16 protein-coding genes are annotated in these 14,873 nt (G+C 64.6%); 4 read left to right on the plus strand and 12 right to left on the minus strand.

The window, feature by feature from the left end:
* Positions 1 to 181 precede the first annotated feature (181 nt).
* Positions 182 to 979, minus strand: coding sequence for a gamma-glutamylcyclotransferase (locus FFS21_RS15630; RefSeq protein WP_137925704.1), 798 nt, complete (start codon positions 977 to 979; stop codon positions 182 to 184).
* A gap of 188 nt (positions 980 to 1,167) precedes the next feature.
* On the opposite strand from FFS21_RS15630, the gene FFS21_RS15635 reads away from it, so the two are divergent.
* A complete protein-coding gene (locus tag FFS21_RS15635; protein ID WP_137925705.1) occupies positions 1,168 to 1,488 on the plus strand; it encodes a hypothetical protein in 321 nt (106 codons plus the stop codon).
* Positions 1,489 to 1,568: 80 nt separating this feature from the next.
* On the opposite strand, the gene FFS21_RS15640 is transcribed toward FFS21_RS15635, so the two are convergent.
* The 7 genes from FFS21_RS15640 to FFS21_RS15670 form a co-directional block, all read right to left on the minus strand.
* Positions 1,569 to 1,916 carry an FKBP-type peptidyl-prolyl cis-trans isomerase gene (locus FFS21_RS15640; RefSeq protein ID WP_137925706.1) on the minus strand — a complete coding sequence of 116 codons (348 nt, stop codon included), beginning with the start codon at positions 1,914 to 1,916 and terminating at the stop codon, positions 1,569 to 1,571.
* 32 nt (positions 1,917 to 1,948) lie between these two features.
* Complete coding sequence (locus FFS21_RS15645) at positions 1,949 to 2,494, minus strand: YaeQ family protein (RefSeq protein ID WP_137925707.1); 546 nt, start codon at positions 2,492 to 2,494, stop codon at positions 1,949 to 1,951.
* Between the two features lie 122 nt (positions 2,495 to 2,616).
* Positions 2,617 to 2,925: a hypothetical protein gene (locus FFS21_RS15650; RefSeq protein WP_137925708.1), complete on the minus strand. Its 309-nt coding sequence runs from the start codon at positions 2,923 to 2,925 to the stop codon at positions 2,617 to 2,619.
* Positions 2,926 to 3,055: 130 nt separating this feature from the next.
* Complete coding sequence (locus tag FFS21_RS15655; RefSeq protein WP_137925709.1) at positions 3,056 to 3,652, minus strand: YceI family protein; 597 nt, start codon at positions 3,650 to 3,652, stop codon at positions 3,056 to 3,058.
* A 24-nt stretch (positions 3,653 to 3,676) separates the two neighbouring features.
* Positions 3,677 to 4,066: an MAPEG family protein gene (locus tag FFS21_RS15660; protein ID WP_137925710.1), complete on the minus strand. Its 390-nt coding sequence runs from the start codon at positions 4,064 to 4,066 to the stop codon at positions 3,677 to 3,679.
* A 102-nt stretch (positions 4,067 to 4,168) separates the two neighbouring features.
* Entirely contained in the window at positions 4,169 to 4,399 is a 231-nt protein-coding gene (locus tag FFS21_RS15665) for an RNA-binding S4 domain-containing protein (RefSeq protein WP_137925711.1), read from the minus strand.
* Positions 4,399 to 6,150: a glutamine--tRNA ligase/YqeY domain fusion protein gene (locus FFS21_RS15670; RefSeq protein ID WP_137925712.1), complete on the minus strand. Its 1,752-nt coding sequence runs from the start codon at positions 6,148 to 6,150 to the stop codon at positions 4,399 to 4,401. The genes FFS21_RS15665 and FFS21_RS15670 overlap by 1 nt, the downstream gene beginning before the upstream one ends.
* Positions 6,151 to 6,434: 284 nt before the next feature.
* Between FFS21_RS15670 and FFS21_RS15675 the strand changes: the two genes are divergently transcribed.
* Positions 6,435 to 7,892, plus strand: a complete 1,458-nt coding sequence (locus FFS21_RS15675; RefSeq protein ID WP_137925713.1) for a CoA transferase — start codon at positions 6,435 to 6,437, stop codon at positions 7,890 to 7,892.
* A gap of 22 nt (positions 7,893 to 7,914) precedes the next feature.
* Here the strand turns inward: FFS21_RS15675 and FFS21_RS15680 are convergent, their stop codons facing one another.
* Together FFS21_RS15680 and FFS21_RS15685 are read right to left on the minus strand one after the other, a co-directional pair.
* Positions 7,915 to 8,532, minus strand: coding sequence for a pyridoxamine 5'-phosphate oxidase family protein (locus tag FFS21_RS15680; RefSeq protein WP_137925714.1), 618 nt, complete (start codon positions 8,530 to 8,532; stop codon positions 7,915 to 7,917).
* Positions 8,533 to 8,614: 82 nt separating this feature from the next.
* Complete coding sequence (locus FFS21_RS15685) at positions 8,615 to 9,475, minus strand: PhzF family phenazine biosynthesis protein (protein WP_137925715.1); 861 nt, start codon at positions 9,473 to 9,475, stop codon at positions 8,615 to 8,617.
* Between the two features lie 177 nt (positions 9,476 to 9,652).
* Between FFS21_RS15685 and gltS the strand changes: the two genes are divergently transcribed.
* Positions 9,653 to 10,870, plus strand: coding sequence for a sodium/glutamate symporter (gltS, locus tag FFS21_RS15690; RefSeq protein ID WP_137925716.1), 1,218 nt, complete (start codon positions 9,653 to 9,655; stop codon positions 10,868 to 10,870).
* A 101-nt stretch (positions 10,871 to 10,971) separates the two neighbouring features.
* Here gltS and ggt read toward each other — a convergent pair whose 3' ends face one another.
* Both ggt and FFS21_RS15700 read right to left on the minus strand, forming a co-directional pair.
* A complete protein-coding gene (gene ggt / locus FFS21_RS15695; RefSeq protein ID WP_137925717.1) occupies positions 10,972 to 12,597 on the minus strand; it encodes a gamma-glutamyltransferase in 1,626 nt (541 codons plus the stop codon).
* A 180-nt stretch (positions 12,598 to 12,777) separates the two neighbouring features.
* Positions 12,778 to 13,755, minus strand: a complete 978-nt coding sequence (locus FFS21_RS15700; protein ID WP_137925718.1) for a Bug family tripartite tricarboxylate transporter substrate binding protein — start codon at positions 13,753 to 13,755, stop codon at positions 12,778 to 12,780.
* 161 nt (positions 13,756 to 13,916) lie between these two features.
* Between FFS21_RS15700 and FFS21_RS15705 the strand changes: the two genes are divergently transcribed.
* Positions 13,917 to 14,801 carry a LysR substrate-binding domain-containing protein gene (locus FFS21_RS15705; RefSeq protein ID WP_137925719.1) on the plus strand — a complete coding sequence of 295 codons (885 nt, stop codon included), beginning with the start codon at positions 13,917 to 13,919 and terminating at the stop codon, positions 14,799 to 14,801.
* The last annotated feature ends 72 nt before the right edge of the window (positions 14,802 to 14,873 follow it).

The raw sequence follows: 14,873 nt of genomic DNA on the forward strand, positions 1-14,873 counted from the left end.
AAGCAGGGGAGGGTGACGACGCGTCGCGTGCGCCGCTCATCGAGCGGGCCAGTGTCTGGCTGCCCTGGCCCGCCAGCAATCCCCCTGTCACCAGCAATCCCGTCAGGCCGATCAACTCGGCAAGTGCCTGGCGTCGGGACCGTGTCTGGAAGCGCGTCATGGTGGTGAATGTGGAGGACGATCAGACGGTTTCGTGTGGATGCGTGCTGGCCGCGATGGCGTCACCGGGGCACGTGGCTGCCGAGGCCGACACGGCGAGCGGCGTGGCAACCGGGCATGAATCGGCAGCGGCCTCCGCAGCGTCGCTAGCCTGGAGCTGGCGCCACAGCCGGCCAAGGTAGGGATCTTCCACACCGTGTGTGGCGAGGCCGAGCAGGGTCTGATGGAGGTAGTCGCGCGCCGGGCCATAAAGTCCGCAGGCGTGCTGCAGGCAGGCCACCACGCGTGCATCTGGCAGGCGGCCCGCGTAGCTTGCGTGCTCGCGGTTCATCACAAACGCCAGGGCGCGTTGGGCAGGCGCTTCCGGATTGGTATCGAGTTTCACGCGCAGCCAGCGCGGGTGATACGCGCCGGTCATCATCTCGCGACGCCACAGCACGCGGAACTCCTGTTCCACGACATGCGCCGGAACGCGAAAAATCATGCCGGTGCAGCAGCCGCCCCGGTCGAGGCCGAGCACGAGACCTGGGTGATCCCATGTGCCGCGATTGATCTTGGAGTACAGGTAGAAGCCGCGATGATAGCCGTGGACGGTGGCCAGGCGGCTTTCCGTATGCACGATCATCGGATTCCAGATCAGCGAGCCGTAGCCGAATACCCAGACATCGCCGTCGAGGCCGGGCTGTTCAGGGCGCTGCGACAGCGTCTGATGAAGCGAGCGCTCCACATCGGCATCGGACAGCAGGGACGACGCGACCGGTGAGCTGCACAGCGTCGTGCGCAGCCTGTCCGCTTCGAGATCCTGTCTGGTGATGGCCATGGGTGAAAGAATAATCCAAAGCGCATTGACACGTCGCAAGCAAACAACGGTTTGTTGGTGGGGTGTGTGCAGCAGGCAACGGTCGGCGGCGCAGGCTTGATCGGAGCGGGCGCCCTGACCGGGTGCCAAGTCACTACAATAGGCACCCTAACCTCGTGGAACAGTCACTGAACTTCGGAGAACCCAAGATGGCGCGCACCCTGACCGTGGTATTTGGCAGCGGCAAGGAATTTGAATTCACGCTGGGAGACGCCGAGTTGTCGGCGGTGACCGAGGACGCCGCGTGGCGCTGGTTCGACCGTGAGTACGCCGAACTTGACTGCCAGGCATCTAGCCCGGTGGGCAAGGTGCTTGTGATCGACAAGATCCTTAACGTGGCCAAGTTCTCGGGCGAGGCCCGCTTCGCGGGCAATGCCGAATGGGCACAGGACTTCGCGCGTCATGCGGGGCGGCTGCTGGACCGCGACAAGGTGCGGGTCGACGTGGGCAATGCGGCGATTGGGTTCTGATCCCGATCAGCGCTCTCAGCCCTCAACGAAAAACGGACGCCTTGGCGTCCGTTTTTCATGGTTGCGGAAGAGCAGGGGGCTTAGACGCCCAGCAGTTCCACTTCGAACAGCAGCGTGGCGTTCGGCGGGATTACGCCGCCGGCGCCGCGTGCGCCGTAGCCCAGCTCGGCCGGGATCACCAGGCGGCGCGTACCGCCAACCTTCATGCCTTGCACGCCTTCGTCCCAGCCGCGGATCACATGGCCGGCGCCCAGCGGGAAGATGAACGGGTCGTTGCGGTCCTTGCTCGAATCGAACTTGTTGCCGGCCTGGCCGTTCTCGTACAGCCAGCCGGTGTAGTGCACGGTCACGTGCGTGCCTGCCTTGGCTTCGTCGCCCGAGCCAACGACGGTATCTTCGTACTGCAGGCCGGAGGGAGTGGTTTGCATCGCGTTCTTCCTTTTCTGGTTGCTGAGGGGTGTCAGTCGGCGCGTTGCAGCACGTCGCGCGTCAACTGCACATTATGGTCGTCGTCGCTGACCCAGATATCGCCATCCTGGATCGTCACGGACAGCCGCATGGCGCGCTGGGCCATCTGCGCCAGCGCATCCACGGCTTCCGATGGCACATTGTAGACGGTCACGTTGCGCAGCTTGCTGGCCTTGCCCGCCATGCCCTTCCACCATTCGCGGGCGCTGGCGCTCTGATAGGTATAGACGGTCACGCGGTCGGCACGGGCGGCAGCGCGCTTGAGGCGGCTCTCGTCGGGCTGACCCAGTTCGATCCAGTGCTCGATATCGCCCGTCAGCGTTTTGTCCCAGAGGTCGGGCTCGTCCGGCTCGTCCAGGCCGCGCGTAAAGGCGAGGGTTTCGGACGCTTCGCAGGCAAAGGCCAGCAGGCGCACCATCATGCGCGCGTCGTTCTCGGACGGATGCTGGGCGATGGTCAGCGCGTGGCTGCCGTAGTACGGCCGGTCCATGTCCGATACGGACAATTCGGCCTTGAAGATCGTGGATTTGAGCGCCATGGGAACGGAATGCAGCGCGTGCCGCCCCAGGGTGGGGGACACGCGAAAGGCCGCATCATACGTGATCCGCGTGGCGCCGCGATGGAAAACCGGATGGCTGGCGTGCGGTGGCGCGCGCTTGTTCAGGACTTGCGGTAGTCGCCGAGCCAGAAGCGCAGAAGCGCGGAGACAAACAAAAGCACCAGGAACGCTGCCGCCGCTACCAGCGCCAGGCCGCCATCGCTATTGATCTGGCCAGCCAGTGCGATGCGTACCAGCAGCATGGCGACCATCGCCGAGAGCAATGGCAGCAATATCGCGCCACGGCCGTAGGTCTTGAATGCCCACAGCGGGAAGCGACGCAGGAAATTGGCGGGAATGCTCAGGGCCAGGCAGGCACCCGCAGCAGAAAGCGACGCCGCGACGACGTCGTTGGGAGAAATCAGGCTCATCTTGGCTCGCGTCGGACCAGTACCGCATACTTCGAACGCGGCAGGATGTAAATCGGCAAGGCGCTGATTCTACGGAAGATTTTGCGTTTAAAGGTGATGCCGGGTCGTCATCGACGGAGGAATTGCTGGCTCAGGGCGCGGCGCCGGACGGCGCAGCCTCTATGGCGATCTGCAATGTGACGATGTCGCCCACTTCGGGCAGAAAACGGGTCATGCCAAAAGCGCTGCGCGACAGGCTACCCCGGAAATCGCCGCCGCAGACATCTCGCCGGATGCCGAACAGCACCGTCTGGCCGCAACTGAAGCGATTGGCTTCGAGCCGAAACGGCTGCGAGATGCCGTGCAACGACAACGTCCCTTCCACGGCAGTCAGCTTGCCTGCCTCGACCACAAACCGGTTGGCCTGGAACCGTGCCACGGGGAACGACTGCACATCGAAGAATTGCTCGGATCGCAGCACGCCATCCAGGCTGCGATTGCCGGTGTCGAGGGAATCGGTGTCGACCGTGAAATCAATGGATCCGGCACCGGTCTGCGGGTCGTAGACGATCCGGCCGTCGATCTTGGCGAAACGGCCCCGTACGGTCGTGCGGTCGTAGTGGCTGGCGCCGAAGTACACGCTCGTGTGGACGGGGTCCACCGTGTAGTTGGTAGGGGCTGCCCAGGCGGAGGCGCTCGATGCGAGCAGCGCGCCGACGATGGCGATATGGCGGAGGGCGCGCGGCATGGTGCTAGGGTTGTGAGGGAACAGTCAGTGAACAAACACCGGCAGCAGGAAGATGCCGATGACGGTCAGCATGCCAATCGTCCAGCACAGCGTACGCAGCGTGGCCCGGTCGGTCAGGTAGCAGATGGTATAGGCAATGCGGATGACGATGAAGACCATCGCCAGTTCGTCGATGCGTGCCTGCGGTGCCGCGAGGTACGACGCGGACAACACGGCTGCGGCGAAGAACGGAAAGGCCTCGAAGTGGTTGCGGTGCGCCATGTCGGCGCGCCGCGCCCGCCCGCTCTGTTTTTCCAGCCACGCGCGAGGATCGTGGTTGTCAAAGCCGCGACGGCCGCTTCCGGCCTTGGCAATCGCGACTGTCAAAACGGGCATCAGCCCCGCCAGCAGGACACACCAGAACGCGATCGGCATGCGTGCTCCTTGGATGATGGGTTGACGTGACGGCGCCCAGCGCGCCGCCATCGGACAATCAGGACAGCCAGGCGGTGCCGCGTGACCTGGTGCGACGAACCTTCATGCGGCCACGACCTTGATGCGCACACCACCGGTGCCGCCCACGGCGACAACCTGTCCGGCGCGGATCTTGGCGGTCTTGCGCGACTCCTGCGTGCCGTCCACCGACACCTCGCCCGACGCGACCAGCGCCTTGCCGGCGCCGCCGCTATCGCAGATCCCGGCCAGCTTGAGCAGGTCGTTCAGCGCGACAAACTCGCCTTCGAGCGGGAATGTGATCGTCTGCGCCATTACTTGCCGCCCCAGCTGTCCTTGAGTCCGACCGTGCGGTTGAACACGGGCTTGCCCGGTTTCGAATCCACGCGATCTGCGACGAAGTAGCCCATGCGCTCGAACTGGAAGCGGTCTTCCGGCTTCGCGTTTTCCAGGCCCGGTTCGAGGTAGGCCTTGATGACCTTCTTCGATTCGGGATTCAGTGCATCAAGAAAGTTCTTACCGCCAGCATCCGGGTTCGGATCGTTGAACAGGCGGTCGTACAGACGCACTTCCGCTTCCTGCGCATGCAGGGCGCTGACCCAGTGGATGTTGCCCTTGACCTTGACGCTGTCGGCCCCCGGCGTGCCGCTCTTCGTTTCCGGCAGGTAGTTCGCGTGGACGGCGATCACGTTGCCGTCGGCGTCCTTGTCCACGCCCGTGCATTCGATCACGTAGCCATGGCGCAGGCGCACCTTGTTGCCCGGGAACAGGCGGAAGTAGCCCTTGGGCGGCGTCTCGGTGAAGTCTTCGCGCTCGATCCACAGTTCGCGCGAGAACGGGAACTCGCGGCGACCCAGTTCGGGCTGCTTCGGATGCACCGGCGCCGAGCATGCCTCGCTCTGCCCCTCGGGGTAGTTGTCCAGGATCAGCTTGACCGGGTCCAGCACGGCCACGCTGCGGTGAGCCCGGCCATCGAGGTCGTCGCGCACGGCACCTTCCAGCGTGCTCATGTCGATCCAGCTATCGGCCTTGGACACGCCGATGCGGTCGCAGAAGAGCTGGATCGATTCCGGCGTATAGCCGCGGCGGCGGATGCCGACGATGGTGGGCATACGGGGATCGTCCCAGCCGTCCACGCGCTGCTCGTCCACCAATTGCTTGAGGCGGCGCTTGCTGGTGATCGCGTAGGTCAGGTTCAGACGCGCAAACTCGTACTGGTGCGGCAGCGGGGCGGGGAAGACGCCGGCGTCGCGCAGGTGTTCGAGCACCCAGTCGTACAGCGGACGGTTATTCTCGAATTCAAGCGTGCACAGCGAATGCGTAATGTTCTCGATGGCGTCCGAGATGCAGTGCGTGAAGTCGTACATCGGATAGATGCACCACTTGTCGCCCGTGCGGTGGTGATGGGCGTGGCGGATGCGGTACAGCACCGGGTCGCGCAGCACGATGTTCGGCGCGGACATGTCGATCTTCGCGCGCAGCACGTGCTCGCCATCGCCAAACTTGCCGTCGCGCATCTCGTGGAACAGCGTCAGGTTTTCCTCGACCGTGCGGTCGCGGAACGGCGACGGCTTGCCCGGCTCGGAGAAGTTGCCCCGGTTGGCTGCAATCTGCTCGGCGGTCTGGCTGTCCACGTAGGCCACGCCGCGCTCGATCAGGGTCTCGGCAAACTGGTACAGGCGGTCGAAGTAATCGCTCGCGTAGTACAGGTGCGGGGCGGCATCGGCGGACTTGGCGTCCCACGAGAAGCCCAGCCAGTGCACGGCGTCGATGATCGAGTCGACGTACTCGGTGTCTTCCTTGACGGGGTTCGTATCGTCGAAGCGCAGGTGGCAGCGGCCGGCATAGTCGCGCGCCAGGCCGAAGTTCACGCAGATGCTCTTGGCGTGGCCAATGTGCAGATAGCCGTTCGGCTCCGGCGGAAAGCGCGTGATGACGGTCGGCAGCGGCGCGCCCTGCTGGTCGGCGCGTCCGGCGTAGGTACCTGCGGCGAGATCCTGGTCGATGATGCTCCGCAGGAAGTTGGAGGCGGCTGGCGTGTCGTTGGGCTTGTTGTCTTGGCTCATGGTGGCGCCGCGTGGCATGCGGCTCGATAGCTTGGCGGACGGGCAGGGATCGGTCAGCCCCGGTCCTGGTGTTGCCTGGAATGGCGAGATTTTACAGTGCTTGCGGGCTAACCCGTCACTAACCTGTGACGACCCGGTGATTTTAAGAATCGTCTCACCTGCATGGCGTGGCGAAGTGGTGCAGAATTCACCGCAGATCGGCTCCCCGCCCATTTTGCGAGGCGTTCTGCCGTGCGACGTGATCGTCGCATGCCGCGCCCCGCCTTGCTGCAGGAACACACGCCATGAATACCCCTTCTTCTCCCGCCTCTTCCACCCATCCTGCCGATGCACTGGCTGCGCTATGGCAGGACCTGGCCCTGCCGGCCGAGGCCCTCCGCCACCTGCACCTCACAGGCGCTGATCCGATACTGCCGTCGAGCTTCGCGATCGGCACCGCCGCACAGGTCAGCCTGGGCGCGTCGGGGCTGGCTGCGGCAGCGCTCTGGGCACAGCGCACCGGACGCTGGCAGGAGGTATCCGTGGATATGCGCCACGCACTGGCCGAGTTCCGCAGCGAGCGCTACCTGCGCGTCAATGGTGGTCCGGCCCCGGAGCTGTGGGACAAGATCGCCGGCCTGTATCCGTGCGGTGACGGGCGCTGGGTGCGCCTGCACACCAATTTCCCCCATCACCGGGACGGCGTGCTGCGCATCCTGCAATGCGCGGCGGAGAAGGATGCCGTGCGCACCGCGCTTGGCAAGTGGAAGGCCGAGGATTTCGAGCAGGTGGCATCGGATGCCGGCATGGTCGTCTCGGCGATGCGGACCCACGACGAGTGGCTGGCGCATCCGCAGGCCCAGGCGCTGCGTGGCCTGCCGCCCGTGATCATCGAGAAGATCGGCGAGGCGCCGCCCCAGCCTTTGCCCGAACTGCCGCCCCATGCCGAAATCAATGTCGATGCCCGCCCGCTAAGCGGTGTTCGCGTGCTCGACTTCACGCGGATCATCGCCGGACCGGTGGCAGGTCGCACGCTGGCGGCCCATGGCGCCGACGTGCTGCTGGTCACTGCGGCACACCTGCCTGCGATGGAGGTGCTGGTAATCGACACCGGCCGAGGCAAGCGGTCCTGCCAACTGGACCTGCGCGATGCCGAGGACAAGCGCGCGCTGCACAAGCTGCTGCATGGCACCGACGTGGTGGTGCAGGGCTATCGGCAGGGTGGGCTGGATAAGCTCGGCGTCGGTCCCGAAGCGGCGGCGCGTGCGCGGCCCGGCATCGTCTACGTGTCGCTGTCGGCGTATGGCCATGTGGGACCGTGGGCTGGCAAGCGCGGATTCGACTCGCTCGTGCAGACGGCCACGGGGATCAATGGCGACGAGGCGCAGGCGGCGGGGCGCGCCGATCCGGTGCCGCTGCCGGCGCAGGTACTCGACCATGCCTCGGGTTACCTGCTGGCGCTGGGCGCGATGGCGGCATTGCATCGGCGTGCTTCGGAGGGAGGGAGCTGGCATGTGCGGGTGTCACTGGCACAGACCGCACAGTGGTTGCGGAGCCTGGGCCGCATACCGGACGGCATGGCCACGCCGGACCAGCACATCGACGAAATCTCCGATCTGCTGCAGATCGAGGAGTCGGGGTTCGGCGAACTGACCACCGTGCGTCACGCCGCGCAGCTTTCGGAGACGCCGGCGCACTGGGCGCTGCCATCGGTGCCGCTCGGCACGCATGCGCCGGAATGGCTGCTGCGCGGCAGCCATTGACGTAACGGAGTCAGTACGACGCTCAGTACAGCGTCTTGCGCAACCGTTCCGGCAGTTCGCGATCATAGGTCTCACCGTCGATCGCATTCTGGCTGAGTGTGGCGACCATCGTGCCAGTGCTCGGCAGGGTGCTGCGTGCGATCTGAGCGTCGGCTGACCAGAGATGCGACCGCACCAGCGCGCGGGCGCACTGGAAGTAGACCGACTGAATCGCAATCACCAGTACCGTGGTGGGCGGTTTGTCCTCCACCGTGCAGCGTGCAATTAGTTCGGGGTCGACGGAAATCGTCGCGATGCCACTGACCCGCAGCGTTTCGTTGATGCCGGGGATCATGAACAGCAGGCCCACGCGCGGGTCCGCCACGATATTGCGCAGGCTGTCGATGCGGTTGTTGCCACGTCGGTCGGGTAGCAGCAGCGTGCGGTCATCGAGGATCTGCACGAAACCTGGCGCGTCGCCACGTGGCGAGCAATCGCCGCCATTGGGGTTCGAGGTCGACAGCAGACAGAACGGCGCCTTCTCGACAAAGGCACCGTAGTGAGGATGCAGGTAGTCGACTTCCTTCGCCAGGGATGCCCCAGCGGGTTGGGCATACAGCGCTTCCAGCGCGGCGATCGAGTCTAGTGTGTGCGGGGGCATGATGCGAACTCTTTGAGCAGATGCGACAGGGCCTCCAGTATGCCGCAGCATGTCGGGAGGCTCCGGGCGAAGTATCGGCGGTTCAGATCGTCACGGTGCCCCGGCCCAGTTCAATCACGCGGCCGCCCACGCGGATGGCGCCGTCGGCGGTCACCGAAAGATCGAGCCGGCAGCGGCGGTCTACTTGTTCGCCCTGATCCACTTCGTATTGCGCCGGCAATGCCTGTCCCGTGGCCAGCAGCCAGCCGCCGAGATTGGCGCAGGCCGAACCCGTGCCCGGATCCTCGGCCACGCCGCCACCCTGCTTGGTGAAGAAATAGCGAACCAGCACCTTGCCCGGATGGGTGGGATCGAAGGCGAACACATAGGCGGTCTTGCGTCCCAGGCTGCTTTGCGGCCACTGCTCCAACCGGCCGCTGTCCGGTTGCGCGCGACGTACGGCATCGGGGGTTTTCAGCGGCACCAGCAACTGGTCGGCGCCGGTATCGACCCACATCGGCGAAGCGGCCAGATCATCGGCCGAGAGGCCCAACAGCGAGGCCATCTCGGCATCGGGCAGCCCGGCGGGCGCGGTCTTCGGCGCGCCTGTGTGCGGCGCGGTCAGCGTCCAGCGGTCTGCCTGTGCGGTGACGGGCACCACGCCGGCCTTGAATTCGAGCGTCAGCGCATCGCCCGTGCTGGCGAGTTCGCGCACGACGTGCGCCGTGCCCAGCGTGGGATGTCCTGCGAAGCGCATCTCGTAGCCGGGCGTGAAGATGCGCACGGCCGCGGTGGCCTGTTCCGACGGCAGGACGAAGGTCGTTTCGGACAGGTTGAACTGCAGCGCCAGCGCCTGCATGGTGGCGTCATCCATGCCACGGGCATCCTCGAACACGCAGAGCGGGTTGCCTCCGAATGTGGATTCTGCAAAGACATTGACGATTCGGTACGCGTAGCTGGGCATGGTCGATGGCAGGCGGACGTTGAAAACGCCAGTCTACGGAAACGGCGTCCCGATGCCATGCACAGTTTCTGACCCGCCGAACCAGACAGTTCCGCTACGCTGCGTTTTTGGACATTTGGCGATTGGCGACATCGTTGCCGATGCGAAGAATGGATGCTTTTTTCGGGTACTCCATCCATGCTGGAACTCAACAACTACGAAACGCTCGTGGCGGCGTCGCTGGTGCTGCTGGTCGGGCGCAAGCTCGTGCAGGTCACTCGTCCGCTGCGTACCTACAATATTCCCGAGCCCGTCGCAGGTGGCCTGATCGTGGCGATCTGCCTGGCGCTCGCGCGCTACACGGCCGATGTCGAGGTGAAGTTCGATACGGTGACGCAGACTCCGCTGATGCTCGCGTTCTTCGCCACGCTCGGCCTGAGCGCGAATCTGGCCAGCCTGAAGCAGGGTGGCAAGTCGATTGGTATCTTCCTGTTCGTGGTCACCGGGTTGCTGATCATTCAAAACGGGGTCGGCGTTGGCCTCGCCAGCGCACTCGGCCTGGAGCCGGTCACGGGCTTGCTGGCGGGATCGATCTCGCTGTCCGGCGGGCACGGTACGAGCGCAGCATGGGGCGACACGTTCACCAGGCAATTCGGCATGACGTATGCCAAGGAACTTGGCGTGGCATGCGCAACGTTCGGCCTTGTGCTCGGTGGGTTGATCGGCGGTCCGGTGGCACGCCATCTGTTGCGCAAGGTGACAGTTCCCGGCCTCGGGACGGATGCCGCCGATCCGCTGACCTTCGAGAACCCGCAGGCGGGGCGGCAGATCACGGCTTCGTCGCTGATCGAGACGCTGGCGCTGATCCTGATCTGCCTCTCGGCCGGTTATGCGCTGACCGAATTCTTCAAGGGCACGCGCGTGCAATTGCCCACCTTCGTGTGGGTGCTTTTCGTCGGCGTGCTGCTGCGCAACGGGCTGGCAGCACTCGGCTGGTACACGGTGTTCGACCGTGCGCTCTCGGTGCTTGGCAACGTCAGCCTGTCGATGTTCCTGGCGATGGCGCTGATGAGCCTGAAGCTCTGGCAACTGTCGTCGCTGGCCTTGCCGATGATGCTGATCCTTGCGGTCCAGACCGCCGCGATGGCGGCTTACGCGATCTTCGTCACGTTCCGCGTGATGGGCCGCAACTACGACGCAGCGGTATTGGCGGCAGGACACTGTGGCTTCGGCCTTGGCGCCACGCCCACGGCCATTGCCAATATGCAGGCGGTGACCGACCGCTTCGGTCCGTCGCATCTGGCCTTCCTGATCGTGCCGATGGTGGGCGCGTTCTTCATCGACATCGTCAACGCCATCGTGATCCAGTTCTTCCTGAACTTGCCCATGATCGCGCCTGCGCTGATCGGCCCCTGATCGTTCGCCTGCGATAAACGTTAAAAAAGGCGCCACCGGTTTCCCGATGGCGCCTCGCAGGACTTCTACTGCGGTACTGCCGTACTACGTACTGCAAAAAATCAGAAGCCGACTGCCTGACCGTCACGTCGGCTGTCGCTGGCGGCCACATAGCCGTGCTCGCCATCGTCGGACAGGCGCCAGATGAACTGGCCCGATCCGAAATCCATGTACGGATCGTCCACCGACTTCAACTGGTGGCCGCGGTCCTTGAGACCGTCCACGGTGGTGGGGTCCATGGTGCCTTCAACGTCCAGCGTGAAATCGCGGTTGACCTTCCAACGGGGGGCACAGCAGGCGGCCTGCGGTTGCTGGTTGTAGTCGAGCATGCGCACCACGGTTTGCAAGTGGCCTTGAGGTTGCATATCGCCGCCCATCACGCCAAAGCTCATCTGCGGCTTGCCGTCCTTGGTCAGGAATGCCGGAATGATCGTGTGGAACGGACGCTTGCCGCCTTCCACCACGTTGGCCGACTTCGGATCCATGGAGAAGCCCACGCCGCGGTTCTGCAGGCTGATGCCGGTGCCCGGCACCACCACACCCGAACCGAAACCCATGTAGTTCGACTGGATGAACGAAATCATCATGCCGTTCTCGTCGGCGGCGGTCAGGTAGATCGTGCCACCCGTGCGCGGCATGCCGAAATCGAAATGCGTGGCGCGCTGCATGTCGATCAGCTTGGCGCGCGATTTCAGGTAGGCGTCGTCGAGCATCTGCTCGGGCGTGACTTCCATGCTGCGCGGGTCCGCCACGTAGCGGTAGAGATCGGCAAAGGCCAGCTTCATGGCTTCGATCTGCAGATGCTGCGAATCCACGGAATCCACAGGCAGCGAGCCGACGTCGAACTGGTCGAGGATGCCGAGCGCCATCAGCGCGGCGATGCCCTGGCCGTTCGGCGGAATCTCATGCACTTCGTGACCACGGTAGGACTTGCTGATGGGCTTGACCCATTCCGGACGATAGTTGCGCAGGTCATCGAGCGTCATCGACGCGCCGCACGACTTGCTGAACGCGGCGATCTTCTCCGCGATTTCGCCTTCGTAGTAGGAACGGCCCTTGGTGGCGCCGATCTTGCGCAGCGTCTCGGCGGCGTCCTTGAAAACGAACTTCTCGCCCACGTGCGGCGCGCGGCCGTTGGGCATGAAGGTCTCGGCAAAGCCCGGCTGGTTCTTGAGATCAGGCACGGCGGCGGCCCACTTGTGCGCCACCACCGGCGGCACGGCATAACCACGCTCGGCGATCTCGATTGCAGGTTCCATCAGGTCTTCGAACGGCAGCTTGCCGAAGCGCTCATGCAGCGCAGCCCAGCCGGCGATCACGCCCGGCACGGTCACCGAGTCCCAGCCACGCACCGGGCGATTGGCCAAACCATTGCCGTCGGCGCCGTACTTGTTCTTGAAGTAGTCGGTGCTCCACGCAGCCGGCGCCACGCCCGACGAGTTCAGGCCATGCAGTTCCTTGCCGTCCCAGAGAATGGCGAACGCATCGCTGCCCAGGCCGCACGAGACCGGCTCGACCAGCGTGATGGCAGCGGCTGCGGCAATCGCAGCGTCCACGGCATTGCCACCCTTGAGCAGCATGCGCAAGCCAGCCTGCGCGGCCAGCGGGTGCGAGGTCGACACCACATTGCGCGCAAACAGCGGAATGCGCACGGAAGGGTAGGGGTTGGTCCAGTTGAAGGTTTGCATGGTTGTCTCGTCGTCCGATACACGTTCTGTTCTGCTCCCCTCTCCCGCGGCGCGGGAGAGGGGTTGGGGGAGAGGGTTCAGCGGTTCAAATTGCGGTCTGTCGAATCGTAGCCGCCAGCCCTCTCCCCCGCCCCTCTCCCGCAGGGCGGGAGAGGGGAGAAAACCAGGGGAGTGAAAAAATCAGTCCACCTGAATCTTCCGATCCTTGATCAGTTTGCCCCAGCGGGCGCTGTCTTTCTTTACCATCGCCGCGAATTGCGCGGGGGTGCCGCCAATCGGTTCGGCGCCGAGCTTGGCCAGGCGGTCCTTCACGTCCTGCGACTGGATAGCCTTGTTGAACTCGGTGTTCAGGCGCGTGACGATTTCGGGCGAAAGGCCCTTCGGGCCGTAGATGCCGAACCACGTATCCGATTCGAAGCCGGGCAGGCCCGACTCGTTGACCGTCGGCAGTTCCGGCGCCAGCGGCGAGCGCTTCATGCTCGTCACGGCCAATGCCTTGAGTTTGCCGTCCTTCACATGCGGCATGCCCGAGACGATGCTGTCGAACAGTACCTGCACCTTGCTGGAAATCAGGTCGGGTACGGCCAGCGCGGTGCCGCGATAGGGGATGTGCGTGATGAACACGCCGGCCTGCGCCTTGAACGATTCGGCAGTCAGATGGACCACGGTGCCGTTGCCGCTGGAGGCGTAGTTCAGTTCACCAGGATGCTTCTTGGCGTAGTCGATCAGGTCCTTGACGTTCTTGACCGGCAGCGTATTCGGCACCAGCAGCACGTTGGTCGCCGTGGCGACCTGGCCGATCGGCGTGAAATCGGTCTCGGTGTTGTAGGGCAGGCGCGAATTCACGAACGGCCCCACCGAGTGCGTGCTGGTGGTAGCAATCAGGATCGTGTAGCCGTCAGGCGCGGCTTTGGCAGCCATGTCCGAACCAATCGCACCGCCAGCGCCGGGCCGGTTGTCCACGACGATCTGTTGCCCCATGTTCTGGCCGACCTTCTGCGCAATGGCACGCGCCAGCAGATCGGTGGCGCCGCTGGCCGGGAACGGCACGATCAGCCGGATCGGCTTGGACGGGAAGCTGTCCGCACGCGAGGGCGCGGCGGCAATGGTCAGGCTCGAGGCAAGGCCGATGCCGAGAAGGCGTAGCCAGTGTTGCATTGTTGTTCTCCGGTACGGAACGGACAGCGTGGAAATTCGGCAGGAAACCCAAATTATTCCGCGCCCTCGGTCACAATGAAAGTTAATATTTGTTGCTTGATCCACAAGAAAATCTTGTGGATTGGCCGATCATCGGCTGCCCCTTCCTTCTACGTTGACCTATGAGCACGATTCGCTTTCTGAAGACCTTTGTTGCTGTGGCCGAGCGTGGGTCTTTTGCCGCAGCAGCAGGGCAGGTGGCGCTGACCCAGGCCGCCGTCAGCCTCCAGATGCGCTCATTGGAGGAGGAGTTGCGACGTGCCTTGTTCGACCGCAGTGGACGAGTGGCCACGCTGAATGCCGATGGCCGGGCGCTGCTGCCGCAGGCGCGCCGACTGCTGGCGCTCTATGACGAAATGCGGCTGCCGCTGTCCGGTGCCGGCGATATGGCGGGTGCCGTGGCAGTGGGAGCAGTCGTGTCGGTCATGGGCGGCCTCTCGCATGTCGTGGCCGGGATGAAGCGGACCTATCCCGCGCTCGACGTGCGCCTGATCGGCGCGAAGTCGTTCGAACTGGCCGCGATGGTGGAAAGTGGCGAACTCGATGCGGCGTTCGTGGCCGAAGGCTCGGCGCAGCTGGCCGGCACACTGCAGTGGACGCCGCTTTACGAGGAGCCCATCGTGCTGATTGCCGGACGGGGAAGCCGGGGCGATGACGCGCGGGAGGCGTTGGCCGCCAATCCCTTCCTGCGATTCGACCGGAGCCAGCGGACGGGCGCACTGGTGGAGCGTGCATTGCGGCGCGCTCACTTGCGGACCAACGAGTTCCTCGAACTGAATTCGATCGAGGCGCTGGTGGAACTGGTGCGGCAGGAGGTGGGTGTGACCGTGGTGCCATTGCTCAAGCGTTCGCGCTGGCGCGACGACCCCGCGCTGCGCATCGTGCCTTTGCGCGCGGGCGGGGAGCCGATGGTGCGCATCATCGGCATGCTGGAGCGGCGTGACCACGGACGCGTGCGCGTGACCGAGGCCATCCGCGCGGCGTGCGCAGCCCTGTTCAACGCATGACGAAAAGGGGGCGGCATAAATGGAGAAGGGCGCCACGTAGGCGCCCTTCTCCATTTCCGCGAGACCGCCGGA

Source organism: Cupriavidus sp. 2SB (assembly GCF_005503625.1).
Lineage (GTDB): Bacteria > Pseudomonadota > Gammaproteobacteria > Burkholderiales > Burkholderiaceae > Cupriavidus.